We start from the raw sequence: 25,659 nt of genomic DNA on the forward strand, positions 1-25,659 counted from the left end.
ATGAACGTCCGCAGCGTCGCGCGCCGAAGGCGGGAGCGTAAGTCATGCTGCAACCCAAGCGCACCAAATACCGCAAGGTACAAAAATCCCGCAACCGCGGTCTGGCCTATGTTTCCAACAAGGTCAGCTTTGGCGAGTACGGTCTTCGGGCAACGACGCATGGTCATCTGACCGCGCGCCAGATCGAGTCCGCGCGTCGTTGCATCACGCGATATGTTAAGCGCGGCGGCAAGCTCTGGATCCGCGTGTTCCCGGACAAGCCGATCTCGAAAAAGCCGATCGAAGTCCGCATGGGCAACGGCAAAGGCAACGTCGAGTTCTGGGTGGCACCGGTGCAGCCCGGCCGCATGTTGTATGAGATGGAAGGCGTGACCGAAGTCGAGGCGCGCGAGGCATTCCGCCTGGCCGCTGCCAAGCTGTCGGTGCAGACCCAATTTGTGGCTCGGACGGTGCTGTGATGGAACTCAAAGAACTCCGCCAGAAGAATCCGCAGCAGCTCAACGAGCATCTCGTCGAATTGCGTCGCGAACAATTCAACCTGCGCATGCAGAAGGGCGCTGGGCAGCAGACGCAGACGCATCAGTTTGGTCGCGTCCGACGCGAAATCGCGCAGGTCAAGCACCTGCTCGGCGCGCAGAAGCAGGAACAGCAAGCATGAACGATACCGAGAAAACACAGCGCACCATCGAAGGTCGCGTCGTCAGCAACAAAATGCAAAAGACCGTGACCGTCCTGCTCGAGCGCCAGGTGCAGCATCCGCTGTACGGCAAGATCGTGCGCCGGTCGACCAAGGTCCATGCACACGACGAGACCGGTGAGTGCAAGGAAGGCGACGTCGTCCGCATCGCGGAATGCCGACCGCTGTCGAAAACCAAGAACTGGCGCGTCGTGAAAGTCGTCACGCGCGCTGAAGCCTGATACGTGCAGAGCGGAAGGAGCGAGTAATATGATCCAGATGCAAAGCACGCTGGCCGCAGCGGATAACAGCGGCGCACGTGAACTGATGTGCATCAAGGTGCTGGGTGGTTCAAAGCGCCGTTATGCCCACATCGGCGACGTGATCAAGGTTTCCGTGCGCGAAGCGATTCCGCGCGGCAAGGTGAAGAAGGGCGAAGTCTACGACGCCGTCGTGGTGCGTACCCGCAAGGGTGTGCGTCGCGCAGATGGCTCGCTGATCCGTTTCGACGGCAATGCCGCCGTCCTGTTGAACAACAAGCTGGAGCCGATCGGTACCCGTATCTTCGGACCGGTGACGCGCGAGCTGCGCAGCGAACGATTCATGAAGATCGTCTCGCTGGCGCCGGAAGTTTTGTAACGAGGTTTATGTCATGAACCGTATCCGCAAAGGTGATCACGTACTGGTGATCTCCGGCAAGAACAAGGGTCAGAAGGGCGAAGTGACGCGCGTCGCGGGTGAAGCCGTGTTCGTGCAGAACATCAACCTGATCAAGCGCCACACCAAGCCGAATCCCCAGGCGAACCAGCCGGGTGGAATTGTCGAACGTGAGGCTGCGATCCATATCTCCAACGTAATGCTGTTCAACACTGCCTCCGGCAAGGGTGAACGCGTGGGATACAAGACGCTCGAGGATGGGCGCAAGGTCCGCGTGTATCGTCCTTCCGGCGAAGTAGTTGACGCCTGAGGTCTGCAGCGATGACGCGCCTTGAAAATTTTTACAAAGAAACGGTCACGCCGAAGCTGATGGAACGCTTTGGCTACGCCAATCCGATGCAGGTACCGCGCCTGACCAAGATCACGCTGAACATGGGCGTGGGCGAGGCTGTCGGTAACAAGAAGATCCTCGAGAACGCGGTCGGTGACATGGCGAAGATCGCTGGTCAGAAGCCGATCATCACGCTCTCGCGCAAGGCGCACGCCACGTTCAAGATTCGCGAGAACTGGCCAATTGGCTGCAAGGTCACCTTGCGCCGTGCGCGCATGTACGAATTCTTCGATCGCCTGATCAACATCTCGCTGCCGCGCGTGCGTGACTTCCGCGGCATATCGGGTCGTTCGTTCGACGGTCGCGGAAATTTCAACATGGGTCTCAAGGAACAGATCATCTTCCCCGAGATCGATTTCGACCAGATCGATGCGCTGCGCGGCATGGATATCGCGATCACGACGACTGCGCGTTCCGACGAAGAAGCCAAGGCATTGCTTGAAGCCTTCAGCTTCCCGTTCCGCAACTGATTGGGACTTGAGACATGGCAAAGCGTTCAATGATCAACCGCGATGTGAAGCGTACCAAGCTGGTCAAGCAGCATGGTGCGAAGCGCCTCGAGCTGAAGAAGATCGTCGTGAGCACGACGGCCTCTTATGACGACAAGATGGCTGCGGTGGTGAAGCTGCAGAAGCTGCCGCGTGATTCCAGTCCGTCGCGTCAACGCAATCGCTGCCTGCTGACGGGTCGTGCGCGTGGCGTGTACAGCAAGTTCGGCTTGGGCCGCCAGAAGCTGCGTGAGGCGACGATGCGCGGCGACGTGCCCGGCCTGCGCAAGGCAAGTTGGTAAAAAAATACATTCAGGGCTTCCGATTCGTTCGGAAGTGCCCGGATATCGATGCTAGATGAGGAATTGAACCATGAGCATGACTGATCCCATCGCCGACATGTTTACGCGCATCCGAAATGCGCAAGCCACGGGCAAGCGCTCCGTGGGCATGCCGGCTTCGCGTGTCAAGCACGCGCTTGCGAATTTGCTGAAGGACGAGGGCTATGTCGCTGACGTCCAGACTAACGTGGTAGATGGTAAGCCAAAGCTCGAAATCGCCCTCAAATACTACGAAGGCAAGCCAGTGATTGCGCGCATCGAGCGCATCAGCCGTTCCGGCTTGCGCGTATATCGTGGCAAGGACGATCTGCCGAAGATCCTCAACGGACTCGGCATTTCGATCGTGTCCACATCGTCCGGGATCATGACCGACGCACAGGCCCGCAAGCAGGGTCTCGGCGGCGAAGTCATCGGTCTGGTTGCCTGATCCTGGAGGAATACAAGCCATGTCACGCGTTGGAAAGAAACCCGTAATACTGCCCAAAGGCGTCGAATGCCAGGTGCAGGCAGATCAGATCATCGTGAAGGGCCCCAAGGGTTCGCTCAAGATGGCTGCCCCCTCAGGTGTCGACGTAGCCGTCAAGGACGGTCAGGTGCAATTGACCGCACGTACCGATGATGACCACAAGATGGCCGGCACGGCGCGCGCGCTGATCAACAACATGGCCGTCGGTGTCAGCGAAGGTTACTTGCGCAAACTTGAGCTTGTCGGCGTCGGTTATCGTGCTGCCTTGGCCGGAAAGGATCTCAATCTGAGCCTCGGCTTCTCGCACCCTGTGGTGTTCAAGGCACCGGAAGGCATCACGATCGAAGTGCCGATTCAGACCGAGATCCTGGTCAAGGGCAACGACAAGCAGAGTGTCGGCCAGGTCGCGGCAAAAATTCGCGCTTTCCGGCCACCAGAACCCTACAAGGGCAAGGGCGTTCGTTACTCGGGCGAGAAGATCACCATCAAGGAAGCCAAGAAGGCGTAATGCGGTTGATCCGCGAGAGCAGCACCGATTTCGGTCGCGCTCTTCATCAAGGCCTTCAGCTTCAGGAGCACTACCATGATCAAGAACATCGCAAGACTGCGCCGCGCCAAGACCACGCGTTCGCACATACGCTCGCTTGGCGTGCCACGCCTCAGCGTGCATCGAAGCGCGCAGCATATTTACGCGCAGGTGCAGAGTGCCGACGGTGACAAGGTGTTCGCGGCCGCCTCGACGGTGCAGAAGACCATTGCGGAAGGTCTCAAGGGCACCAAGAACAAGTCGGCTGCTGCAGCGGTGGGTAAGGCAGTTGCCGAACTCGCGTTGAAGGCGGGCATAGAGAAAGTTGCGTTTGATCGCTCGGGCTATCGTTACCACGGCCGCATTCAAGCCTTGGCCGATGCTGCACGCGAAGCAGGCCTGAAGTTCTAAGTACGTCCGCGATCTGTTCAAGATCGCGGTTCTCTGTAAATTGCTGGACGACGGGCGCACGTTCATCGTTTGGCGACACAAAGAGAAAACCGGATTGAGCTTTTCCGGAATTTGAAAACCACAATTCCAAGCGGCCTGGCCGCAAGCAGAAGTCCGCACCGGTTACGGGCGGCATGACAGGTGAAACATGGCGAACAACAACGAACGTGAAAGCGCCGATGGCTTGCTCGAGAAGCTCATCGCCGTCAACCGCGTGGCGAAGACCGTCAAGGGTGGCCGCCAGATGAGCTTCACGGCTCTCACCGTGGTCGGCGATGGCGATGGCCGCGTCGGTTTCGGATACGGCAAGGCGCGCGAAGTGCCGATCGCAATCTCCAAGGCGATGGAGCGCGCGCGCAAAGCGATGGTCAAGATCGAGCTGAACAGCGGCACGTTGTTCCATGCGGTCAAGGCCAACCACGGTGCCGCTAAGGTGTACATGCAGCCCGCCTCCGAAGGTACCGGCGTGATTGCCGGCGGTGCGATGCGCGCAGTGCTCGAAGTGGTCGGCGTCAAGAACGTCCTCGCCAAGGCTGTCGGTTCGCGCAATCCGATCAATCTGGTCCGAGCGACGATCAATGGCTTGCAGGCGATGGTTTCGCCACAGCGTATTGCATCCAAGCGCGGCAAGTCCCTCGATGAGGTGCTCGGCAATGAGTAAGACAACGACAACTGCAGGCAAGACGATTCGCGTCCGCCTGTTCAAGAGCGTCAATGGCTGCAAGGGCCGTCATCGCCTGAGCGTGCGCGCCCTCGGCTTGCGCAAGCTCAATGATGTCCGCGAACTGACGGACTCTCCGTCGGTGCGAGGTCTGATCAACCAGGTCAGCTATCTCGTCCGCGTCGAAGACAACGCCTGATCCGCAGCATTTTTCTGGAGTTCATTCCCATGCGTCTCAATACACTCAAGCCAGCCCCGGGTGCCCGCAAAGATCGCGTACGCGTCGGTCGTGGTATCGGTTCCGGACTCGGCAAGACGGCTGGTCGCGGTCACAAGGGTCAGTTTGCTCGCTCGGGCAAGGGCAAGGTCAAGGCCGGTTTCGAAGGCGGCCAGATGCCACTTCAGCGTCGCCTGCCCAAGGTCGGCTTTCGTTCCAAGAAGTTGAAGGACATCAGCGAAGTGCTGTTGTATCAGCTCGATGCACTGAAGGTCGACGCGATCGATTTTGATGCGCTCAAGGCGGCGGGTCTGATCACGACGCGTGCGAAGCGCGCGAAGATCGTCAAGAAGGGCGAGATCAAGCGAGCCATTACGCTCAAGGGCGTTGCGGTCACTGCAGGTGCCAAGGCTGCGATCGAGGCTGCCGGCGGCAGCGTGGAGTAAGCGAGTGGCAGCTTCCCAGTCCAATCCGCTGGCAGCGTTCGGCAAGTTGACCGAACTCAAGCAGCGTCTGCTGTTCGTGATCGCTGCGCTATTCGTGTATCGGCTGGGCTCGTATATCCCGCTGCCGGGCGTGAATTCCGACGAGCTCGCGCGCCGCGCTGCTGCGGGCGGCGGTGGCGGCTTGCTCGACATGATCAACATGTTCTCGGGCGGCGCGTTCAGCCGTCTGTCGGTGTTCGCGTTGGGAGTCATTCCCTACATTTCCGCGTCGATCATCGTGCAGATGTTTGCGACCGTGGTGCCTGCCTGGCAGGCGTTGCGCAAGGAAGGCGAGTCCGGTCGGCGCAAGCTCACCACCTATACGCGCATTGGCACGCTGGCGTTGGCGTTGTTCCAGTCGTTCGGTTTGGCTGTCACCCAGAATCAGCCAGGTATTGTCTACGCACCAGGTCCAAGTTTCATCTTCACGACAATGGTCGGTCTGACTGCCGGCGTCATGTTCCTGATGTGGCTGGGCGAGCAGATCACCGAGCGCGGGATCGGCAACGGAATTTCGCTGTTGATCTTCGCCGGCATTGTGGCGGGATTGCCTGCCGCAGTGGTCACGACCCTGGGGATGGCTCAGAGCGGCGAGCTGCCGATTCTTCGGGTATTGATCATTTTTGCGGTCGTTGTTGCGGTGACTGCTTTTGTCGTCTTCATGGAACGCGGTCAGCGCCGCATCACTGTCAACTATGCGAGACGGCAGGGCGGGGCTGGCAAGGCCTACATGAATCAAAGCTCGCACCTGCCATTGAAGATCAACATGGCCGGTGTTATTCCGCCGATTTTCGCGTCGTCATTGCTGATGTTTCCGGCAACGGCAGCGACGTGGTTCAACAATTCGAACGAGATCCACTGGTTGCAGGTGTTGACCGCGTCCCTCGGCCCTGGTCAGCCACTGCACATGTTCATCTACGGTTTGCTGATCATCGTCTTTGCGTATTTCTATACGGCGCTGACGTTCAATTCGCAGGAAACCGCCGACAATCTCAAGCGCTCTGGAGCATTGATTCCGGGAATGCGGCCGGGAAAGGCGACCGCCGATTACATCGATGGAGTGATGACCCGATTGACCGGCGCCGGCGCCCTGTATCTGGTTGCTGTGTGTCTGGTCCCGGATCTCTTGCGCAATGCGTGGAACGTGCCGTTCTATTTCGGCGGTACGTCACTGTTGATCGTCGTGGTTGTGGTCATGGACTTCACTGCCCAGATCCAGGCACACCTGGTTTCGCACCAGTACGAAAGTCTGCTCAAAAAGGCGAACCTGCGCGGCCGTTGAGCAAAAAAGCGATACAGCCGGACTGCGCGTTCAGGGGTTCCCTGGCTGCGACAGACCGGCTATAATGTCAAGTTCCCTGCGCACTTAAGTCGTTTTTGGAGATCATCAAGCATGGCCCGCATTGCAGGTGTCAATCTGCCGGTTCAGAAGCACGTCGTGATCGGCCTGCAGAGCATTTTCGGTATCGGTCGTTCGCGGTCGAAAAAGGTCTGTATCGAAGCGGGCGTGAGTCCGGCAGTCAAGATCAAGGATCTCACCGAAGCTGAAGTGGACAAGCTTCGCCAGGAAGTTGCCAAGTTCGGCGTCGAGGGCGATCTTCGCCGCGAAGTCGGCATGTCGATCAAGCGTTTGATCGATTTGGGCACGTATCGTGGACTGCGCCATCGTCGCGGCTTACCGCTTCGTGGTCAGCGTACCCGTACCAACGCACGCACCCGTAAGGGTCCGCGTCGCGCCATCAAGAAATAAGAGGACACCCCGGACCCATGAACAAGCCGGTCGCAGGCAAGGCAAAGAAGAAGATCAAGCGGGTGGTGACGGATGCCGTCGCCCATGTGCAGGCTTCCTTCAACAACACCGTGGTCACGATCACCGATCGTCAGGGCAATGCGCTGTCGTGGGCAACCGCCGGTGGAGCGGGATTCCGGGGTTCGCGCAAGTCGACGCCGTTTGCAGCGCAGGTCGCTGCCGACAAGGCGGCTCGTGCCGCGGCCGACTATGGCGTGAAGACGGTCGAAGTGCGCATCAAGGGCCCAGGCCCTGGTCGCGAGTCGGCGGTTCGCGCGTTGAACAATGCCGGTTACAAGGTAACCAACATCATCGACGTGACGCCCATTCCGCACAACGGATGCCGTCCGCCGAAGAAGCGTCGGGTGTGACTTTTGCGGTCGTTCGCGATCGCGAGAATTGAACACCGGCCAGCCTTGGCCGGACTTTTCGATAAGAGAATTTAAAATGGCTCGTTACATCGGACCCACCTGCAAGCTTGCGCGCCGTGAAGGCGCCGATCTCAGTCTAAAGAGCCCAGCTCGCGCACTCGATTCCAAGTGCAAGCTGGAGCAGAAGCCCGGTCAGCATGGCGCCGGCGGTGCCAAGCGCGGTCGTCTGTCGGACTACGGCGTGCAGTTGCGTGAGAAACAAAAGGTGAAGCGCATCTACGGTGTGCTGGAAAGGCAGTTCCACTCGTATTACCAGAAGGCTTCAGGCCAGAAGGGAAATACCGGTGAAAACCTGCTGCGCATGCTCGAAGGGCGGCTGGATAACGTCGTCTATCGCATGGGCTTCGCAGTCACTCGCGCCGCCGCCCGCCAGCTGGTGTCGCACGCCGCCATCCGCGTCAATGGCAAGAAGGTCAATCTCGCTTCGTACCAGGTTCGCCCGGGCGACGAAGTGGCGCTGAGTGAACGCGCCAAGAGCCAGTTGCGCGTTCAGGAAGCCCTGACCGTGTCGCAGGAGATGGATCTGGTTCCGACGTGGATCGAAGTCGATCCCAAGAAGGTCAGTGGACTCCTCAAGTCGTTGCCGGAGCGGTCGGATCTGCCGTCCGACATCAATGAGAGCCTCATCATCGAGCTCTACTCGAAGTAACGAAGTCTTTTTGCTGGCCGGGTTTTCCGCTGCAAACACATCATTAAGGGTCCGCTCGGACTCTTGGAGTCAAGCTCATATGGCGGGATCGTCAACCAATGTGCTGCGTCCGCGCGGCATTCAAGTCGAACGCATCGGCACCGACCGCGCACGAGTCGTCGTCGAGCCTCTGGAGCGAGGCTTCGGCCATACGCTCGGCAACGCCCTGCGTCGCGTGCTTTTGTCGTCCATCCCTGGCAGTGCAATTGTCGAAGTGGAAATCGACGGGGTTCTGCACGAGTACACGACGCTCGAAGGCTTGCAGGAAGACGTCATCGAGGTTCTGCTGAATCTCAAGGATGTCGCCATTCGGATGCACGGGCATGACGAGACCACGCTCACGCTCAGCAAGAAGGGCAAAGGCGTTGTCACCGCGGGCGACATCAAGGTCGATCATTCGGTCGAGATCGTCAATCCGGATCACGTGCTGTGCCACCTGACCAAGGACATCTCGCTCAACATGCGGCTGAAAGTTGCGCGTGGCGTCGGCTACCAGCCGGCGACTGCACGTCGTCTTCCAGACGAAGAAGCGCGTCCGATTGGTCGCTTGCAGCTCGATGCTTCGTTCTGCCCTGTTCGGCGCGTCGCCTACAATGTCGAGAGTGCGCGTCTTGAGCAGCGAACCGACCTCGACAAGCTGGTGATCGATGTCGAAACGAACGGCGCGATCGATGCAGAGGAAGCGGTCCGCAAGGCGGCCGAAATCCTGCAGGATCAGATCAGCGTCTTTGGTGATTTCGCGCGCCGCGAGAGTACCGATGCGAAGACCGACAAGAGCGGCGTCGATCCGGTTCTGTTGCGCCCGATCGATGACCTCGAGTTGACGGTGCGTTCGGCCAACTGCCTCAAGGCCGAGAGCATCTACTACATTGGCGACCTCGTCCAGAAGACCGAAGTCGAGTTGCTCAAGACGCCGAATCTTGGCAAGAAGTCGCTCACCGAGATCAAGGATGTGCTGTATCAGCGCGGCCTGCAGCTCGGCATGAAGCTGGAAAGCTGGCCGCCGCCGGGATTGGTTCACGGCATGCAGCTGGGTTGATGTTTTTTCGTTGCGATCTCCTTTGATCGCGCTGTAGCCTCCTTGGCTGCACGAAGGCGTGACTCAGCCTTCGGTGAGTTCCAGATGCGGCCATTCGTGGCCGCATCAGAAAATAAGGGCCCGATTTGAGTAGGCCCAAAAAATTGCGGATCACCGCGAGTAACCGGCCTTGTCCGGTTTTCTCATGACAATTGAAGTTCGAGGAATTCACCATGCGCCACCGTAAAGCCGGCCGTAAACTCAATCGCACCAGCAGCCATCGCGAAGCGATGTTCAAGAACATGGCTGCGTCGCTGTTCAAGCATGAACTGATTCGCACGACGCTCCCGAAGGCGAAGGAACTGCGCCGTGTTGCCGAGCCACTGATCACGCTTGCCAAGGTCGATGGCGTTGCCAATCGTCGTCTGGCTTTTGCGCGTTTGCGTGACAAGCAGGCGGTGGGCAAGCTGTTCGTCGAGCTCGGCCCGCGTTACCGCGAGCGCAAGGGCGGCTACCTGCGCCTGCTCAAGTGCGGCTTCCGCGTTGGCGACAATGCACCGATGGCCTATGTCGAACTGGTCGACCGTCCGCGCTCCGATGCGGGCGATGTGACTGAGGATTGATTCAGGCGTCAGCCGATGTCACCGAGCCCCGGCATGTCCGGGGCTCTGTTTTTGCGGCGATCGACATCCAATCTCGCCGCGGCGATTCGCCACTCGGCAAGCGTGATGCGTGGAACGGTCCGATCGCAATTCTGCTTGCGCTTGCCTTCGCGACCGCTGCGTTGGTCGCACTGTCCGGCACTACGCCACGCAGTGACGAAATCTTTCATTTCGAACAGATTCGCCAATTCCTCACGGGCCAGCTACACGGTCCCGACACCCACCTGAGCACCATTCCGGGTTATCACGCCCTCGTTGCGGCAGTGATGTGGGTTGTGCGTCAGGATTCACTTGGAACGGCGCGGCTCATCACCGCGTTGATCGGGCTGACAGCGGTCGCGGCATTCCACCGACTTCGCAGCAATCTCTGGAGCAATGACACCGGCCTGGCGGCGGCGCAGTTGGTTGCGTTGCCGATCCTCGTGCCGTTTTTTTTTCTCGTCTACACGGATGCGCTTGCCCTCGCCCTGGTGCTTTGGGCGACGGTTGCGGCGTTCGGAGGTCGGCATTGGCTTGCGGTCGGCTTGCTCAGCGTCGATATCTTCGTGCGGCAGACGGATGTGGTGTGGGCGGGTTTGCTTGCGCTGCTGTGTTTCTGGCCATTGCTTCGCGCGAGTGGCTTGAAAGCATTGCCAGCGGTGGTTGCCAAGTCGCTTCCGTATGCAATTCCCGTGGCCATCTTCATTGGCTACTGGGCTTGGCACGGTTCCATTACATGGTCGCCTCTGGAAGCACCGCTGCATCCTGAATTGACATTGCGATTGGGCAACATTGGTTTTGCCGTGCTACTGGCCGGGCTGCTCTTGCCGCTACAGGTCGTGGAAGGCGTCGGGCGTTTCACGTCGAAGGTGCGCACGAACCCATGGTTGATTGGGGTGCCACTGGTCGCGTTTGCAGTGTTCTGGTTCGGCTTTCATGCCGACAATCCCTACAACAACGCGTTGCCGCAGGTATATCCGCGCAATCGCCTGTTGATCGCGATCGATCAAGACCCTTGGTGGCGCGCAGCGGCCGGCTTCTGGATTGCGCTGTCCGTGTGTGGCCTTGGCAGCGTTCGACTTGCTCCTATGGGTGCGGCTTGGCTCTATCCCTTGTCGGGCTTCTTTCTAGCCTCGTCGTGGTTGATCGATCAGCGTTACATGCTGGTGCCGTTCGTGCTTTGGCTCGCGTTTCGCGAGCAGTCAAGCGTCACCGTTGAACGATCCACTCTGGCACTTTGGCTTGTTATTGCGGTCGCACTGTTTGCAGCGATCGCAGGCGGCCGTATTCTTCCCTAGCCACACACTCGCGCGCTTCGACCTCCTTTTCCAATCGACGATCGATGACACCCATGAACATGAATCCCTTCGCATGGCCCTTTCGCGCGCAGTTCCTTGCCGGCGCACTCGCGTGCATTGCATTGCTCGCTTACGCGATCTTCGAGCAGTTCCAGATGGGCATTGAGCCGTGCCCCAAATGCATCTTCCAGCGTGTCGCATTCATGGCGATGGGTGTGGTGTTTCTCGCGGGTGCGGCGCACGGACCGGCTGCGACGGGTCGGCGGATCTATGCGGTGCTCGTCGCGTTCGCGGCGGCGATCGGTGGAGTCATTGCGATTCGGCACCTGTATGTCCAGCTGTCGCCGCACGATCCTCTCATGGAGGGTTGCGGCCCGGGGCTCAACTACCTCATCGATTCGTTTGGTTTCACCGGGGGCATCCGCAAGGCGTTCACCGCATCGGGAGACTGCGGGGAAATCAACTGGACGTTCCTCGGCCTCACGATGCCCGGCTGGACGTTGATCTGTTTTGTGCTCCTCGGAGCTGGCGCTTTGTGGGCGGGATTCCGCCGACGGGCAGGTTCCGGTTTCGGACGGCGGTAGTGAGCCGAGCCTTGGCGTGTAGGCGCGCGCCAACTGCTGTGGCATCATCGTTTTCCGCACTGCAGCACACGTGATGGTCATGGTGTCGATCGACGGAAATATCGTTTCGCTTCGTGAAGCCGCATCGTGGGCTCCGGGCTCGTGGCAACAACGCCCGCACACCCAGCAGCCGGTGTATGCGGATGCGAACGAACTCGAACACGCGCTTCTGCAGTTGAACCAGCTACCGCCACTGGTGACGTCGTGGGAAATCCTGGCGCTCAAGGGGTTGCTTGCCGAAGCAGCCGAGGGCAAGCGGTTCCTGTTGCAGGCCGGCGATTGTGCGGAACGATTCGATGACTGCAGCTCTCCGCTGATTTCCAATCGGCTCAAGGTGATGTTGCAGATGAGCCTCGTGCTCGTTCATGGCCTGAAGCTCCCGATCGTGCGCGTGGGCCGCTTTGCCGGTCAGTACGCCAAGCCACGTTCGACCGATACCGAAACGCGCGATGGCATCGACCTTCCGAGCTACCGCGGCGACCTGATCAACGCCCCTGCGTTCAACGCGGAAGCGCGGCGGGCGGATCCGCAACGGCTGGTGCGAGGCCACGCCTATTCCGCGATGACGATGAACTTCGTGCGCGCGTTGATCGATGGCGGTTTTGCCGACCTCCACCATCCCGAGTACTGGGACCTCGGATGGGTCGAACATTCGCCGCTGCAGGAGGAATACCGCGCGATGGTCGAATCCATCGGCAATTCCCTGCGCTTCATGGAAACACTGGCTGGCAACTCGATCGGGAGTTTTCAGCGCGTCGACTTCTACACCTCGCACGAAGCACTCGTTCTGCATTACGAGCAGCCGCTCACCCGGCAGGTGCCGCGCCAGCCCGGATGGTTCAACCTGTCGACGCATTTTCCGTGGATCGGCATGCGCACCGCCGCGCTCGACGGGGCGCACGTGGAATATTTCCGCGGCATCCGGAATCCTGTGGCGATCAAGATCGGACCTTCGGTGACTCCCGACCAGCTGCTTCGACTGGCTGATGTGCTCGATCCGGATCGTGAGCCCGGCCGCTTGACGTTGATCCACCGCATGGGCGCCGCGAAGATCGAGAGCGCACTGCCTCCGTTGCTGGACGCCGTGAAAGCCGCAGGCCGGCAACCGCTGTGGTGCTGCGATCCGATGCACGGAAATACCGAGACGGTTGGCAACGGGGTCAAGACGCGCCGATTCGAGAACATCCGCGGAGAACTCGATCGCGCATTCGACGTGCATCGCGCCGCAGGCACCCGCCTCGGTGGCGTGCACCTCGAACTCACCGGCGAAAATGTCACCGAATGCATGGGTGGGGCGCGGGATCTGCTCGAAACGGATCTGGGCCGCGCGTACAAATCGCAGGTGGATCCGCGCCTCAACTACGAGCAGTCGCTGGAACTCGCGATGCTCATCGTGCGCAAGAGAGCCGGCACGCCGTAAGGCGCGCAGGGTGGTCCGACATCGGTCGGAGCCTTTGCCTGGTTCCCGCGCATCTCTGCGGTCGGAAAGTGCAGGGAAACGTCGCGGCGCCCACGACGATGATTCCCATTCGGATCCAGCGCGGATGCCGCTGGATCCGGATTTTCTGTTCGCGTAGTGAGACGGTCTACGCGGTCCGCGAAGCCCGCTTGCGATCGTTCTCGGTCAGGTGCTTCTTGCGCAGGCGGATCGCCTTGGGCGTCACCTCGACCAGTTCATCGTCCTCGATGAATTCGAGCGCCTGCTCGAGCGACATCTTGATTGCGGGGGTGAGCTGCACGTAGTCGTCCTTGCCAGCGGCGCGGACGTTGGTCATCTGCTTCGCACGCAATGCGTTGACCGTGAGATCGTTGTCCTTGGAATGGATACCGACAAGCTGACCTTCGTAGATGTTGTCGCCCTCGCTCACCAGCAGGCGACCGCGTTCCTGCAGGCTCACCAGCGAATAGGCTGGCGAGGGTCCCTGACCGTTGGAAATCATGACGCCGTTCTGCCGCTTGGCGATCGCGCCTTCGGATTTGGGCCCGTAGTGGTCGAACACGTGGAACAGCAGCCCGGTACCCGCGGTCACTGTGCGGAACTCGGTCTGAAAACCGATCAGTCCGCGCGCAGGGATCATGTAATCGAGGCGCACGCGTCCCTTGCCGTCGGGTTCCATGTTGACGAGCTGGCCGCGGCGCATGCCGAGGCGCTCCATCACCGCGCCCTGATACGGCTCTTCCATATCCACGACCAACTGCTCGAACGGCTCGCTCATCACGCCGTCGATTTCCTTGATGATCACTTCTGCACGCGATACGGCGAGTTCGTAGCCTTCGCGGCGCATCGTCTCGATCAGCACCGACAGATGCAGTTCGCCTCGGCCGGAAATCTTGAACTTGTCCGGATCCTCGGTTTCCTCGGCCTTCATCGCGACGTTGTGGAGCATCTCGCGCATCAACCGTTCGCGGATCTGGCGGCTGGTGAGGAACTTGCCGCCGCTGTGTTCCTTGGTGCCCGCGAATGGCGAGTTGTTGACCTGGAAGGTCATGCTGATCGTCGGTTCGTCAACGTGGAGCACGGGCAACTGCTCAGGCTTGTCCGGCGCGCAGATCGTGTCCGAAATGCTCAGCCCTTCGATGCCGTTGATCGCAATGATGTCGCCGGCTTCGGCTTCCGCCACTTCACGGCGCTCGAGGCCCATGAATCCAAGTACCTGCAACACTTTCGCATTGCGCTTCTTGCCTTCGCGATCGACCACCACGACAGGCATGTTCGTACGTACCTTGCCGCGCTGGATGCGGCCGATGCCGATCAGGCCGACGTAGTTGCTGTAGTCGAGCTGGCTGATGCGCATCTGGAACGGGCCATCAGGATCGACCTGCGGCGGCGACACATGCTTCATGATCGCTTCGTACAGCGGGGTCATGTCGCCCGAACGCACATCCTGGTCGAGCCCGGCATACCCGTGCAGCGCTGACGCATAGACGACCGGAAAATCGAGCTGCTCGTCAGTCGCGCCGAGGCGGTCGAACAAGTCGAATGTCTGGTTCAGCACCCAGTCCGGGCGCGCGCCCGGGCGGTCGACCTTGTTGATCACGACGATCGGCTTGAAGCCCATCTCGAACGCTTTCTGCGTGACGAAACGGGTCTGCGGCATCGGGCCGTCCATCGCGTCGACCAGGATCAGCACGGTGTCGACCATCGAAAGAACACGCTCCACCTCACCGCCGAAGTCGGCATGTCCGGGCGTGTCGACGATGTTGATGCGGTTGTCACGCCACGTGATCGCGGTGTTCTTCGAAAGGATCGTGATGCCGCGTTCCTTTTCCTGATCGTTCGAGTCCATCACGCGCTCGGCCAGCACGGTGCGTTCGCTGAACGTTCCGGACTGTTTCAGAAGGCAGTCGACGAGAGTGGTCTTGCCATGGTCGACGTGCGCGACGATGGCGATGTTGCGGAGCTTTTCGATGGACATCGGGATGACCTGCGGCCCAAGGTGATGGGCCGTATGAGGGAGTGCGGCGAGTGCCGGCAGTTAGCCGGTCATTATAGCCTTATCGGATGACGGCCGTCGCGTGCGGCGATCGGTCAGCGAATCGAGTCAAAGGATCGGTTAGTCTGCGCATCCTTTTTTGGCCCAGCTCCCAAGGAACCTGTCATGTCGAACCTGCCTGAACTCACTGCCGAAATCGCCACCGCGCACGGCACGATTCACCTGAAGCTCTTTGCGAGCCAGACGCCGATGACCGCCGCGAGTTTCGTCAACCTCGCGCGTCGCGGCTTCTACAACGGCAAGACCTTTCACCGCGTGATTCCCGATTTCATGATCCAGGGTGGATGCCCGCAGGGCAGTGGCACTGGCGGTCCGGGCTACAAGTTCGGCGACGAGATCGTCGCGACGCTCAAGCACGATCGTCCGGGCATCCTGTCGATGGCCAATGCAGGTCCCGGAACCAATGGCAGCCAGTTTTTCATCACGCATGGCGCCACGCCGTGGCTCGACGGCAAGCACACCGTGTTCGGCGTCGTGGCCGGAGCCCAGGACCAGGCGATTGTCGACAAGATCAAGGGTGGCGACGACATCCAGTCGATCACGATCCAGGGCGACGTCGAGCCTTTGCTAGCGCAGGAAGCCGCGCGCATCACCGGCTGGAACGCGGCGCTCGACGCCGCCGGTTTCAAGGCGTCCTGATCGCCCGACGATTATCGCCCTGCACAGTGCGGGGCGATGATCGTTCGCAGGCGAGGCCGGTCAGGCGCTTTTGCGCCGAAACAGCCGGTAGATCACCAGAAGAATGAGCGCTCCGATCACGCCGCCGATGAAGCCGGTCGGTTCGATGGATCCGGTCGCGGAAATATGGGTTCCGAAGATCAGGCTGGCCAGCCAGCCGCCCAGGAACATGCCCGCGATACCGAGCAATCCGGTGATGAAGAAGCCACCTGGATCCTTTCCGGGCATCAGGAACTTCGCAACGATGCCGACGAAAAGGCCGACGACGAACATCCACAACCAGTTCATGGAACTTTCCCTGCACAGAGTGATGCGGCAACTGTAACGCAGGATTGCATCTGCCTCCGTGCAACTGCTTGGAGAAGTGGCGCGTCGGTCTTCCGGACACGGTCGGACGCGCGCCGTGTGCTATGATTTTCAGGTTTTCCCAAGCCGTTTACTTTCGATTCGCGAGGACCTGCATGCTCACTCTCGCCGCTCGCATGAGCCGCGCCAAACCCAGCGCGATCATGGCTGTTGCCGACAAGGCAAAGCAGCTCAAGGCCACCGGCCGCGACGTCATCAGCTTCTCGATCGGCGTGCCCAATTTCCTGCCCGGACCGCATGTCTACGACGCAGTGCGTGACGCGCTCGGGAAGGACAGTGGCCAGTACGGATCCAATCGCGGCTCCGATGCGCTCCTCGATGCGTTCCTGAAGCATCTCGATGGCACCGGCCTGACGGGCTACTCGCGAAAGAACATCGCGACGGGCATTGGCGCGAAACATGTGCTCTACAACCTTGCGGAAGCATTGCTCGATCCAGGCGACACGATTGCATTTCCGGTTCCGTACTGGACGACCTACGTCGATATCGCCGAGATCCTCGAGGCGAAGATTCGTGCGATGCCGTGTCCTGCGGACCAGAACTACAAGCTCACGCCGGCGCAACTCGACGCGGCGCTCCCGGGTGTCAAGGTTTTTCTGTTCAACAATCCGTCCAATCCGACGGGCATGGTGTACACCAGGGACGAGATCGGTGCGCTCGCCGACGTGCTGGTGAAGCATCCGGATGTATGGATCATCTGCGACGACATCTACAACAGGATGGTGTTTGACGGCGTTGGCTACCACAACTTCGTCAATGCACGACCGGAACTGCGCGAGCGTGTCATCCATGTGGACTCGCTGTCCAAGACCTACGGCATGCCGGGATGGCGCGTCGGTTTCATCACGGGTCCCGAAGTCGTTGCGCAGGCCTGCGTCACGCTCAATTCCAACCACATCACGAACGTGCCGGAAATCGTCACGGCTGCGGCGGTTGCCGCGCTCGCCGGCCCGCAGGATGTGCCAACGCAGAAATGCGCAGAATTTCAGGCCAAACGCGATCTGGTCATGGATGTGATGAACTCGATCGCCGGCTTGGTCTGTCCGCGGCCGCAGGGAGCGTTTTACGTCTTCCCCAATGTCTCGAGCGCGTTCGGCAAAAGTCATGGGGGCGTGAAGATCGCGAACGATGTCGACTTCTGCAACGTGCTGCTGGAATCGAAGGGCGTCGCGTGCGTTCCCGGCTCGGCGTTCGGAGATCCGAATGCGCTACGTATTTCCTATACCTGCCCGACAGCGCAGTTGCCGGAAGGACTCAGGCGCTTCGCGGAGTTTTTTGCGGAGCTGGCCTGAGCCCATGTCTGCGTTGCGCGTCCTCGTCGCATTCGCGCTGGTGGCCTGCGTCGCCGCGTGCGTACCCTCGGACAAGGTTGCGGCCGACGTGCGCGCTGCGGTTGGCGATTCTCCGGTCGTTCTCCTTTCTGCATCGTGGTGTGGCTACTGCAAGCGCGCGCGCAATGATTTCCATGCGTGGGGTGTGCAGTTTCGCGAGTTCGATGTCGAGACCAGCGAGCCCGGTCGCAGGGCGTACGCGCTGCTCGGTGCGCGCTTCGTTCCGATCCTGTTGATTGGCGATCGACAAATCCGTGGTTATTCGTCCGCGGCGGTTCGCGCGGCCCTCGCGGATGCGGGTGAATTGCCACGAAACGCGTCCGTTGATCCCGCTTCCCTTTCTGTCTCACCTTGAGGTCGATGTCATGAAAACTCCCGTTCGCGTTGTCGTCACCGGAGCGGCTGGCCAGATCGGTTATGCATTGCTGTTCCGCATTGCTGCGGGCGACATGCTCGGGCCGGATCAGCCCGTGATCCTGCACCTGCTGGAGATCACTCCGGCCTTGCCTGCCCTGCAGGGCGTGGTGATGGAATTGAATGATTGTGCCTTTCCGACGCTCGCCGGAACGGTCGCGACGGACGATGTGAATGTCGCGTTCAAGGACGTCGATTTCGCGCTGCTGGTCGGTGCCCGTCCTCGGGGTCCCGGGATGGAACGCAAGGACCTGCTCGAAGCCAACGGTGCGATCTTCGCGCCGCAGGGCAAGGCGTTGAACGATCACGCGAAGCGCAACGTGAAGGTGCTTGTGGTGGGCAACCCGGCCAACACCAATGCGCTGATCGCGCAGCAAAACGCGCCATCGCTGGATCCGGCCTGCTTCACCGCGATGGTGAGACTCGATCACAACCGCGCGCTGTCGCAGCTGGCCGAGAAAACCGGTGCACACACGACCGACGTCCGCCGGATGACCATCTGGGGCAATCATTCTTCAACCCAGTATCCGGACATCCATCACTCAACCGTGAAGACAAAGCCGGCAATCGGGCTGATCGACCAGGCCTGGTACAAGGACACCTTCATCCCGACCGTGCAGCAGCGGGGCGCCGCGATCATCAAGGCGCGCGGAGCATCGTCTGCCGCCTCTGCTGCCTCGGCGGCGATCGACCACATGCGTGACTGGGCCATGGGGACTCCAGACGGCGACTGGGTTTCGATGGGAATTCCGTCGGACGGTTCCTACGGCATCGCGCCGGGTGTCATTTACGGCTTTCCGGTCACCGTGAAAAACGGGACGTACTCGATCGTGCAGGATCTTGAGGTCAACGCTTTTTCGCGCGAACGCATGGACGTGACGGAAAAGGAATTGCGAGAAGAGTGCCGGGGCGTTGAACACCTGTTTGCCAGACGTTGAGCGTCGCTTCTCCGCTGTGCCCGCAGGCGGTGAGAAAAGGGTAAAGCGGGTTCGCTCATCGGCCGATGCCATGCTTCAGCAGCCCCCAGACCCGCACGTTTCCTCCGCATTGACGCTCAAGTGGGTGAGCCGCCTGATGGAGGCGACGGCACCGCGCGATATTGCAAACGCAATGGCCGATCTCGTTCGGGAACTGCCAGGCTGCGTGGGAGCGAGGATGATCTGGCCGGCCGACGCGCCGGACGTGTTCGACAGTACGGAGAAGAGTCCGCCTGTCCGCGATGATCTGCAGCAGGTTCGTGCACTGCTGCACAGTGATGATGCATTGATTGTCGCAGGCGGGCGCGTGTCGTTGCGCGTGCACGCCGATGAACGCGCGGTGTTGCTGGCGGAGTTCGACAACGGCGTTTCCGCGCTGTCATTCGTCAATCAATTGCCGGATGTGTGGCCAGCGGCCGTGCGGCATTTCCGCCGAGCGCTCCGGCTCGCGGAGCTCGAACGGTCGAACCGCCAGCTGGGGCATTCGGAAGCGTTGCAGCGAGCGTTGTTCGCGATCTCTGAATTGGCGAGTTCCGACCTCGACCTGCCGGACATGTTGAAGGGCATCCACGCGATCGTCGGTACGCTCATGTACGCGGAAAATTTCTTCATCGTCCGACATGATGCCGAGCGCGACACCCTGCGATTCCTGTACTACGCGGACGCGGAGGATACCGACGCGCCGGATACCCTGACCGATGTCACGATGCAAAGCAGGGAGGGCAGCCTCACCTGGCACTTGATCACCGGCGGCAAGGCGCTGATGGGCAGCGCCGCGCAGCTCCGATCGCAGGTGTCCGGGGCGCTGCACATCGATGGACCGCACAGCGTCGACTGGCTCGGCGTTCCGATGCTGCGCGACGGACAGACGCTGGGCGCACTGGTCGTGCAGACCTACGAACAGGGAATCAGCTTCACGTTCGAGGACCGGTTGCTCCTGGAATTCGTCGGCAGCCACATTCTCACCGCGCTGGAACGAAAGCAGACCAAGGACGAACTGGAACACCGCGTGCAAGTGCGCACGCTGGAACTTGCCCAAGCCAACCGTGGCCTGCAACAGGAAGTCCTCGAGCGCGAGCGCGCGGAGCGCCTGCAGTCCGCGTTGTTCCACATCGCGCAGTTGGCAACGGCGGATATTGGAGAAACGGAGTTCTATGAAAGTGTGCATGCTGCAGTCGGTGCGCTGATCAACGCCGAGAACTTCTTCATCGCACTGCTCTCGGAGGACAGGCGGGTCCTGGGATTTCCGTACTACGTTGACGAGGGCGCTCGGCGAAGCGTCTCGCGCGAGGTCGGACGCGGTCTCAGCGAATACGTACTCCGCTCCGGCGAGCCTCTTCTGGGCACGCATGCGCACATCGAGCATCTGGGACGGTCGGGCGACATCGACCTGCAGCGCATCGGACAACCCGCAGTCTGCTGGCTCGGGGTGCCGCTTCGGGTCGGAGACCTGGTGATCGGACTCGTTGTCGTGCAGAGCTATCGAGAGGACGTGATCTACGGACCTGCCGACCAGGAGCTGTTGACCTTCGTCGCACTGCAAATCGCTTACAGCATTCATCGTCGTCGTTCGGCCGTGTCGCTTCAGCGCGCGTATGCCGACATGGAACTTCGCGTTGACGAGCGGACGCGCGAGCTGAGCGAGCAGATCCTGCAGCGCGAATACGTGCAGGAGCAGCTCAAACACCAGGTGATGCATGACGCGCTCACCGGTTTGCCAAACCGTGGCTTCCTCCGCGAGCGCATGGATCAGGTGCTGATGCGATTGCAGCGCGAACCTGGAAGCCGCTGCGCGTTGCTTTACCTCGACATCGATCGTTTCAAGGTGATCAATGACAGTCTTGGGCACATGGCGGGCGACGAAATGCTCAAGGAACTCGGACGCCGCCTGCAAGACTGCGTGCGCGAACCGGACATCGTGGCAAGACTTGCCGGGGACGAATTCTCCATCCTGCTGGCCGACGTGCGTTCCTCCGAAGCGGTCGAAGGCATCGCGCAGCGCATCCTGGACATCCTCTGCCAACCGTTGCAGGTGGCGGGAAGGGAGTTGCAGCCGTCCGCGAGCATCGGCATCGTCATCGGGGATGGCAGCTACATCATGGCGGACGAACTTTTGCGGGATGCAGACCTCGCGCTCTATCGCGCGAAGGAACGAGGGCGCAAGCGCTATGAGTTCTTCGACGAATCATTGGCCAACAACGTTGTCGACGTGCTCACTCTCGAAGGGGAATTGCTGCGAGCGCTGCAGCGCCAGGAGTTCGAGCCCTATTTCCAGCCAATTTTCCGGCTGGCGAGCGGGCAAATCGTCGGCTACGAGGCGCTGCTGCGCTGGAAGCACCCACGCGACGGCGTGATCGGGCCTTCGCGGTTCATGAAGGTCGCGCAGGACAGCGGGCATATCGAGGCGATCGACTGGTTGATGTTCGAGTTGAGTTGCCGCAGGTTCTCGCGGTTCGCAGAGGACAGCACTTTCCTCACGCTCAACGTGTCGGCGCTGCACGTGCGGCACGCCAATTTCGACCGCAGGTTGCTGAGCCTGCTGGAGCGGACGGGCGTCTCGCCGCTGCGCCTGATCGTCGAGGTCACCGAAGGATCGTTGCTGGATGATCCACAGCTCGTGCGCGCGACGCTCGAGAGGCTGCGCGGCGTGGGTGTTGGCGCCGCTCTCGACGATTTCGGAACGGGCTATTCGTCGTTGAGCTACCTGCATTCGCTTCCGCTGCGCATGTTGAAGATCGACCGATCGTTCGTGAATGCGCTGGACGAAGGCATGCATGCGACGACGACGGTGGTTGCGGCGATCCTGGCGCTTGCGCGCGCACTCAGCATCGAAGTCGTCGCCGAGGGAATCGAGACTGCGGCGCAGCGCGCCGCACTCGTCCAGATGGGCTGCGAGTTTGGGCAGGGGTACCTGCTGGGCCGCCCGACCCCGATGGAACAATGGCCGGATCCACGACACGGCGTGGTCGGCGCTGCGTCGGCGTCGTGAGCGACCTGCCAGATTACGTGGAGATCGCTCTGCAGCCCCGACTCAACGTCGCCGCGTTGCGTGGACGCGGACGGGACTGAGCCGCCTTCTCCGCACGCGCTAGAATATCCGGCTAACAAACGGAGCCCTCCCGATGAATGATCACTGCGCAGGCGCGAAGTTCCGCGCCGCCGTTGCTGAAGAGGCGCCGCTGCAGGTTGTCGGCGCGATCACTGCGTACGCGGCGCGCATGGCGCAACGAACCGGGTTTCGCGCAATCTACTTATCCGGCGGCGGAGTCGCCGCCAATTCGCTCGGCATGCCGGATCTTGGCATCAGCACGATGGAAGACGTCCTCACCGATATCCGCCGGATCACCGACGTTTGCGATTTGCCGCTGCTGGTCGATGTCGACACCGGTTGGGGCGGAGCATTCAACATCGCTCGCACAGTTCGTTCGCTGATCAAGGCAGGTGCCGGAGCGTTGCACATCGAAGACCAGGTTGCGGCGAAGCGTTGCGGTCATCGGCCGGGCAAGGCGGTCGTTCCAAAGGACGAAATGGTCGATCGCGTGAAGGCTGCCGTCGATGCGCGCTACGATCCCGGCTTCGTCATCATGGCACGCACCGATGCGATCGCTGTGGAAGGAATCGACGCGGCAATCGAACGCGCGATCGCCTGCGTCGAAGCCGGCGCAGACATGATTTTCCCCGAAGCCATCTATACGTTGGAGCAGTACCGCACGTTCAAGGACGCGGTGCGGGTGCCGATCCTCGCCAACATCACGGAGTTCGGGCAGACGCCGCTGTTCACCACGAATGAACTGGAATCGGCGGGCGTCGACATCGTGCTGTATTGCTGTGGGGCGTATCGAGCGATGAACAAGGCGGCGCTCAATTTCTACGAGACGGTGCGTCGCGACGGCACCCAGAAGTCGGCCGTGCCGACGATGCAGACGCGCGCCGAACTTTACGACTTCCTCGACTATCACGCGTACGAGCAGAAGCTCGACGCCTTGTTTGCGGGCGGCAAGGACGATTGACGATGGTTGCGCCGGGGACATCCGAACGCCGGCTTGTTGCCAGGGTTCGTCACTGGGATGGGCTTGCAGCGCTCATCGCGGCATTCATCGGCGTGCTTGCACTGGTGGTGTCCGGTTACACAGCGTATCTCCAACGGCAGCAGGTTCGGGCACAGGTGTGGCCCTATCTGGTCAGCGCCAATTACGATCCTGAATTCGCGATCAAGGTGCTCAACAAGGGTGTCGGCCCCGCCATCGTACACAGCGTCCGGGTCTCGGTGGACGACAAGCCGAAGCACGATTGGGGGCAGGTATTGAGCACGCTCGACGTCGAGGTCGCGAAACTCCGCACGTCCACCATCAGCGACAATGTCCTGAGAGCCAACGAAATGCTGGCCATGATCGTCTTTCCCGACGGAGCCAGCTATCGTGATTTCCGCGCCGCGGCGCGCGATCGCATCGCTCTTGAAATCTGCTACTGCTCGACGTTGGGCGAATGCTGGGTCTACAGCGACGGCACTCCGGGCGCCCGCGCCATGCAGACTGCTGTCGACCAATGCCCGCGCATCGCCGCCACCGATGCATTCGCCGACTGACGAACCAATCTACGATCCTGCGGCGGCGCTTTGACGTCCACGCAGATTCACGTTGCAACGGAGTTGAGAAATGAGTGAAGCCACGATTCCCTTCAAACCCAAGAAATCCGTCGCGCTGTCCGGCGTGAGCGCCGGCAACACTGCGCTGTGCACCGTCGGCCGCAGCGGCAACGACCTGCACTATCGCGGATACGACATCCTCGACATCGCCACCACCTGCGAGTTCGAGGAAATCGCGCATCTTCTGGTGCACGGAACGTTGCCGACACGCGCAGAACTGACCGCGTACAAGTCGAGACTCAAGTCGCTGCGTGGAATCCCGGCAGCGCTGAGAGCGGTTCTCGAGCAGCTGCCGGCGTCTACCCATCCGATGGATGTGATGCGCACAGCGGTTTCGGCGTTGGGTTGCGCGATGCCGGAGAAGGAAGGTCACACGCATTCCGGCGCTCGCGACATCGCCGACCGCCTGGTGGCGTCGCTGGGTTCGATTCTGCTGTACTGGTTCCACTACGCAACGAATGGCAAACGCATCGAGGTGGAGACCGATGACGATTCGATCGGCGGTCATTTCCTGCATCTGCTGCATGGCGAGCGACCGTGCGACCTGTGGGTGCGCGCGATGCACACCTCGTTGATCCTTTACGCCGAGCATGAGTTCAACGCGTCCACGTTTGCCGCGCGGGTGATTGCCGGAACGGGCAGCGACATGTATTCGGCGATTGCCGGAGCGATTGGCGCGTTGCGCGGGCCCAAGCATGGCGGAGCGAACGAGGCCGCGTTCGAGATCCAGAAGCGGTACGACAATCCCGACGACGCAGAAGCCGACATCCGAGCGCGCGTCGAGCGCAAGGAAGTGGTGATTGGTTTTGGTCACCCTGTCTACACGGTCAGCGATCCCCGAAACAAGATCATCAAGGAAGTGGCGCGCGAACTGTCTTCCGCGCAGGACAGCATGAAGATGTTCGATATCGCCGAGCGCCTCGAATCGACGATGTGGGACATCAAGAAGATGTTTCCGAACCTCGACTGGTTCAGTGCGGTGAGCTATCACATGATGGGCGTCCCGACCGCGATGTTCACCCCGTTGTTCGTGATTTCGCGAGCATCCGGTTGGAGTGCGCATGTGATCGAGCAACGGATCGATGGCAAGATCATCCGCCCGAGCGCGAACTACGTCGGGCCGGAAGACTTGAAATTCGTACCGATCGACCGGCGTTGATCGCCAGCGAGCGTCGATGAAAAAGCCGCGCAATGCGCGGCTTTTTCTTTACGACGAAGGGGACGCTCGGCCGATGCCTTCTTCCGCGAGCACTTTGCGCACCGCCGGATCGGCCTCCATGCGCGCGACGAACTTCGCAAGATGGTCCATCGCCGAGAGATCGACCTCGTTCGCCTTCGCCCAGCGCAGAACCACGTACAAATACACATCGGCGATCGAGCGCTCACCCGCGATCCACGCGTTGTTGGCGAGTTGAGCGTCTGCGCGCGCGAAGAGTCCTTTCAGCGCGGTGCGCGCGTGTTCCTTCGAATTTGCGATCGCAGCGTCGTCTCCAAGATAGCTGGTCGTTCCGAACAGCGGTTTGAACGTCGGATGCACGTCGGCATTGACGAAGGCGAGCCACCGGTTGACTTCTGCGCGGCTCCGCGCGCTACCGTCTCCACCCAGCTTGGCATCGGGGAAGGTATCGGCCAGATAGTTGAGGATCGCGGCATTCTGTGTCAGCACCCAGCCTTCATCCTCGAACACAGGCACGGCGCCTGCCGGGTTGAGTCGCAAGAAGTCCGCTGACTTGAGCTCCTCGCGGCTGACTTTCTGAGCTTCGTAGGGATTGCCGATCCATTCGAGCACGATATGGTCCGACAGTGAGCATGCACCGGGTGCGTAATAGAGCTTCATTCAATTCTCCAGGAATGGGATCTCCTGTTCTGCTGCCTCAACCAGGCTGATTCAAGGGGTTGACGCACCGG

Annotated in this window: 33 protein-coding genes; 30 read left to right on the top strand and 3 right to left on the bottom strand. The window is 60.7% G+C overall.

What is annotated here, in order from left to right:
• Positions 1-44 precede the first annotated feature (44 nt).
• From rplP to ABIV12_RS01380, 22 genes are all read left to right on the top strand, one after another.
• Complete coding sequence (gene rplP / locus ABIV12_RS01275; RefSeq protein WP_348055420.1) at positions 45-458, top strand: 50S ribosomal protein L16; 414 nt, start codon at positions 45-47, stop codon at positions 456-458.
• Positions 458-658 (top strand): 50S ribosomal protein L29, encoded by a 201-nt coding sequence (rpmC, locus tag ABIV12_RS01280; RefSeq protein WP_348055422.1) that lies wholly within the window; start codon positions 458-460, stop codon positions 656-658. The genes rplP and rpmC overlap by 1 nt, the downstream gene beginning before the upstream one ends.
• On the top strand, positions 655-918 hold the full coding sequence (gene rpsQ, locus ABIV12_RS01285; protein WP_348055424.1) for a 30S ribosomal protein S17: 264 nt from the start codon (positions 655-657) through the stop codon (positions 916-918). The genes rpmC and rpsQ overlap by 4 nt, the downstream gene beginning before the upstream one ends.
• A gap of 28 nt (positions 919-946) precedes the next feature.
• A complete protein-coding gene (gene rplN, locus ABIV12_RS01290) occupies positions 947-1,315 on the top strand; it encodes a 50S ribosomal protein L14 (protein WP_348055426.1) in 369 nt (122 codons plus the stop codon).
• A gap of 13 nt (positions 1,316-1,328) precedes the next feature.
• Positions 1,329-1,643: a 50S ribosomal protein L24 gene (gene rplX, locus ABIV12_RS01295; protein WP_348055428.1), complete on the top strand. Its 315-nt coding sequence runs from the start codon at positions 1,329-1,331 to the stop codon at positions 1,641-1,643.
• An 11-nt stretch (positions 1,644-1,654) separates the two neighbouring features.
• The gene (rplE, locus tag ABIV12_RS01300) at positions 1,655-2,194 is read left to right on the top strand and encodes a 50S ribosomal protein L5 (protein ID WP_348055430.1); all 540 of its coding nucleotides are present in this window, start codon (positions 1,655-1,657) and stop codon (positions 2,192-2,194) included.
• 14 nt (positions 2,195-2,208) lie between these two features.
• A complete protein-coding gene (gene rpsN, locus ABIV12_RS01305; protein WP_348055432.1) occupies positions 2,209-2,514 on the top strand; it encodes a 30S ribosomal protein S14 in 306 nt (101 codons plus the stop codon).
• Positions 2,515-2,584: 70 nt separating this feature from the next.
• Positions 2,585-2,980 (top strand): 30S ribosomal protein S8, encoded by a 396-nt coding sequence (gene rpsH / locus ABIV12_RS01310; protein WP_348055434.1) that lies wholly within the window; start codon positions 2,585-2,587, stop codon positions 2,978-2,980.
• A gap of 19 nt (positions 2,981-2,999) precedes the next feature.
• Positions 3,000-3,527 (top strand): 50S ribosomal protein L6, encoded by a 528-nt coding sequence (gene rplF / locus ABIV12_RS01315; RefSeq protein WP_348055436.1) that lies wholly within the window; start codon positions 3,000-3,002, stop codon positions 3,525-3,527.
• Positions 3,528-3,602: 75 nt separating this feature from the next.
• The gene (gene rplR, locus ABIV12_RS01320; protein WP_348055438.1) at positions 3,603-3,956 is read left to right on the top strand and encodes a 50S ribosomal protein L18; all 354 of its coding nucleotides are present in this window, start codon (positions 3,603-3,605) and stop codon (positions 3,954-3,956) included.
• A gap of 187 nt (positions 3,957-4,143) precedes the next feature.
• The gene (rpsE, locus tag ABIV12_RS01325; protein ID WP_348055440.1) at positions 4,144-4,656 is read left to right on the top strand and encodes a 30S ribosomal protein S5; all 513 of its coding nucleotides are present in this window, start codon (positions 4,144-4,146) and stop codon (positions 4,654-4,656) included.
• Positions 4,649-4,855 (top strand): 50S ribosomal protein L30, encoded by a 207-nt coding sequence (gene rpmD / locus ABIV12_RS01330; RefSeq protein WP_348055442.1) that lies wholly within the window; start codon positions 4,649-4,651, stop codon positions 4,853-4,855. The genes rpsE and rpmD overlap by 8 nt, the downstream gene beginning before the upstream one ends.
• A gap of 23 nt (positions 4,856-4,878) precedes the next feature.
• Positions 4,879-5,319, top strand: coding sequence for a 50S ribosomal protein L15 (gene rplO, locus ABIV12_RS01335; RefSeq protein ID WP_348055509.1), 441 nt, complete (start codon positions 4,879-4,881; stop codon positions 5,317-5,319).
• A gap of 4 nt (positions 5,320-5,323) precedes the next feature.
• Entirely contained in the window at positions 5,324-6,640 is a 1,317-nt protein-coding gene (secY, locus tag ABIV12_RS01340) for a preprotein translocase subunit SecY (protein ID WP_348055444.1), read from the top strand.
• Positions 6,641-6,751: 111 nt separating this feature from the next.
• Positions 6,752-7,108, top strand: coding sequence for a 30S ribosomal protein S13 (gene rpsM, locus ABIV12_RS01345; RefSeq protein ID WP_348055446.1), 357 nt, complete (start codon positions 6,752-6,754; stop codon positions 7,106-7,108).
• A gap of 17 nt (positions 7,109-7,125) precedes the next feature.
• Complete coding sequence (gene rpsK / locus ABIV12_RS01350; protein WP_348055448.1) at positions 7,126-7,518, top strand: 30S ribosomal protein S11; 393 nt, start codon at positions 7,126-7,128, stop codon at positions 7,516-7,518.
• A 76-nt stretch (positions 7,519-7,594) separates the two neighbouring features.
• Entirely contained in the window at positions 7,595-8,227 is a 633-nt protein-coding gene (gene rpsD, locus ABIV12_RS01355; RefSeq protein ID WP_348055511.1) for a 30S ribosomal protein S4, read from the top strand.
• Positions 8,228-8,306: 79 nt separating this feature from the next.
• The gene (gene rpoA / locus ABIV12_RS01360; RefSeq protein WP_348055450.1) at positions 8,307-9,305 is read left to right on the top strand and encodes a DNA-directed RNA polymerase subunit alpha; all 999 of its coding nucleotides are present in this window, start codon (positions 8,307-8,309) and stop codon (positions 9,303-9,305) included.
• Positions 9,306-9,517: 212 nt separating this feature from the next.
• Positions 9,518-9,907, top strand: a complete 390-nt coding sequence (gene rplQ, locus ABIV12_RS01365) for a 50S ribosomal protein L17 (RefSeq protein WP_348055452.1) — start codon at positions 9,518-9,520, stop codon at positions 9,905-9,907.
• Entirely contained in the window at positions 9,904-11,223 is a 1,320-nt protein-coding gene (locus tag ABIV12_RS01370; protein ID WP_348055454.1) for a hypothetical protein, read from the top strand. The genes rplQ and ABIV12_RS01370 overlap by 4 nt, the downstream gene beginning before the upstream one ends.
• A 59-nt stretch (positions 11,224-11,282) precedes the next feature.
• A complete protein-coding gene (locus ABIV12_RS01375) occupies positions 11,283-11,807 on the top strand; it encodes a disulfide bond formation protein B (protein ID WP_348055513.1) in 525 nt (174 codons plus the stop codon).
• A gap of 79 nt (positions 11,808-11,886) precedes the next feature.
• Positions 11,887-13,266, top strand: coding sequence for a 3-deoxy-7-phosphoheptulonate synthase class II (locus tag ABIV12_RS01380; protein WP_348055456.1), 1,380 nt, complete (start codon positions 11,887-11,889; stop codon positions 13,264-13,266).
• 166 nt (positions 13,267-13,432) lie between these two features.
• Here the strand turns inward: ABIV12_RS01380 and typA are convergent, their stop codons facing one another.
• Entirely contained in the window at positions 13,433-15,262 is a 1,830-nt protein-coding gene (gene typA, locus ABIV12_RS01385; protein ID WP_348055458.1) for a translational GTPase TypA, read from the bottom strand.
• A gap of 183 nt (positions 15,263-15,445) precedes the next feature.
• Here typA and ABIV12_RS01390 point away from each other — a divergent pair, with 183 nt between their 5' ends.
• Positions 15,446-15,979, top strand: a complete 534-nt coding sequence (locus tag ABIV12_RS01390; protein WP_348055460.1) for a peptidylprolyl isomerase — start codon at positions 15,446-15,448, stop codon at positions 15,977-15,979.
• Between the two features lie 60 nt (positions 15,980-16,039).
• On the opposite strand, the gene ABIV12_RS01395 is transcribed toward ABIV12_RS01390, so the two are convergent.
• Entirely contained in the window at positions 16,040-16,306 is a 267-nt protein-coding gene (locus ABIV12_RS01395; RefSeq protein WP_348055462.1) for a GlsB/YeaQ/YmgE family stress response membrane protein, read from the bottom strand.
• A gap of 173 nt (positions 16,307-16,479) precedes the next feature.
• Here ABIV12_RS01395 and ABIV12_RS01400 point away from each other — a divergent pair, with 173 nt between their 5' ends.
• From ABIV12_RS01400 to prpC, 7 genes are all read left to right on the top strand, one after another.
• Positions 16,480-17,676 carry an aminotransferase class I/II-fold pyridoxal phosphate-dependent enzyme gene (locus tag ABIV12_RS01400; protein WP_348055464.1) on the top strand — a complete coding sequence of 399 codons (1,197 nt, stop codon included), beginning with the start codon at positions 16,480-16,482 and terminating at the stop codon, positions 17,674-17,676.
• A 4-nt stretch (positions 17,677-17,680) separates the two neighbouring features.
• Positions 17,681-18,070, top strand: coding sequence for a glutaredoxin family protein (locus tag ABIV12_RS01405; RefSeq protein ID WP_348055466.1), 390 nt, complete (start codon positions 17,681-17,683; stop codon positions 18,068-18,070).
• 10 nt (positions 18,071-18,080) lie between these two features.
• Positions 18,081-19,067, top strand: coding sequence for a malate dehydrogenase (locus tag ABIV12_RS01410; protein ID WP_348055468.1), 987 nt, complete (start codon positions 18,081-18,083; stop codon positions 19,065-19,067).
• 70 nt (positions 19,068-19,137) lie between these two features.
• Entirely contained in the window at positions 19,138-22,095 is a 2,958-nt protein-coding gene (locus tag ABIV12_RS01415; RefSeq protein ID WP_348055470.1) for an EAL domain-containing protein, read from the top strand.
• A 133-nt stretch (positions 22,096-22,228) separates the two neighbouring features.
• Positions 22,229-23,116 (top strand): methylisocitrate lyase, encoded by an 888-nt coding sequence (prpB, locus tag ABIV12_RS01420; protein WP_348055472.1) that lies wholly within the window; start codon positions 22,229-22,231, stop codon positions 23,114-23,116.
• A 2-nt stretch (positions 23,117-23,118) separates the two neighbouring features.
• On the top strand, positions 23,119-23,691 hold the full coding sequence (locus ABIV12_RS01425) for a hypothetical protein (protein WP_348055474.1): 573 nt from the start codon (positions 23,119-23,121) through the stop codon (positions 23,689-23,691).
• Positions 23,692-23,761: 70 nt separating this feature from the next.
• Positions 23,762-24,910 carry a 2-methylcitrate synthase gene (prpC, locus tag ABIV12_RS01430; protein WP_348055478.1) on the top strand — a complete coding sequence of 383 codons (1,149 nt, stop codon included), beginning with the start codon at positions 23,762-23,764 and terminating at the stop codon, positions 24,908-24,910.
• 48 nt (positions 24,911-24,958) lie between these two features.
• Here prpC and ABIV12_RS01435 read toward each other — a convergent pair whose 3' ends face one another.
• Positions 24,959-25,588, bottom strand: a complete 630-nt coding sequence (locus tag ABIV12_RS01435) for a glutathione binding-like protein (protein ID WP_348055480.1) — start codon at positions 25,586-25,588, stop codon at positions 24,959-24,961.
• Positions 25,589-25,659: the final 71 nt, after the last annotated feature.

The organism is Dokdonella sp. (assembly GCF_039926425.1).
Classification (GTDB): Bacteria; Pseudomonadota; Gammaproteobacteria; order Xanthomonadales; family Rhodanobacteraceae; genus Dokdonella_A.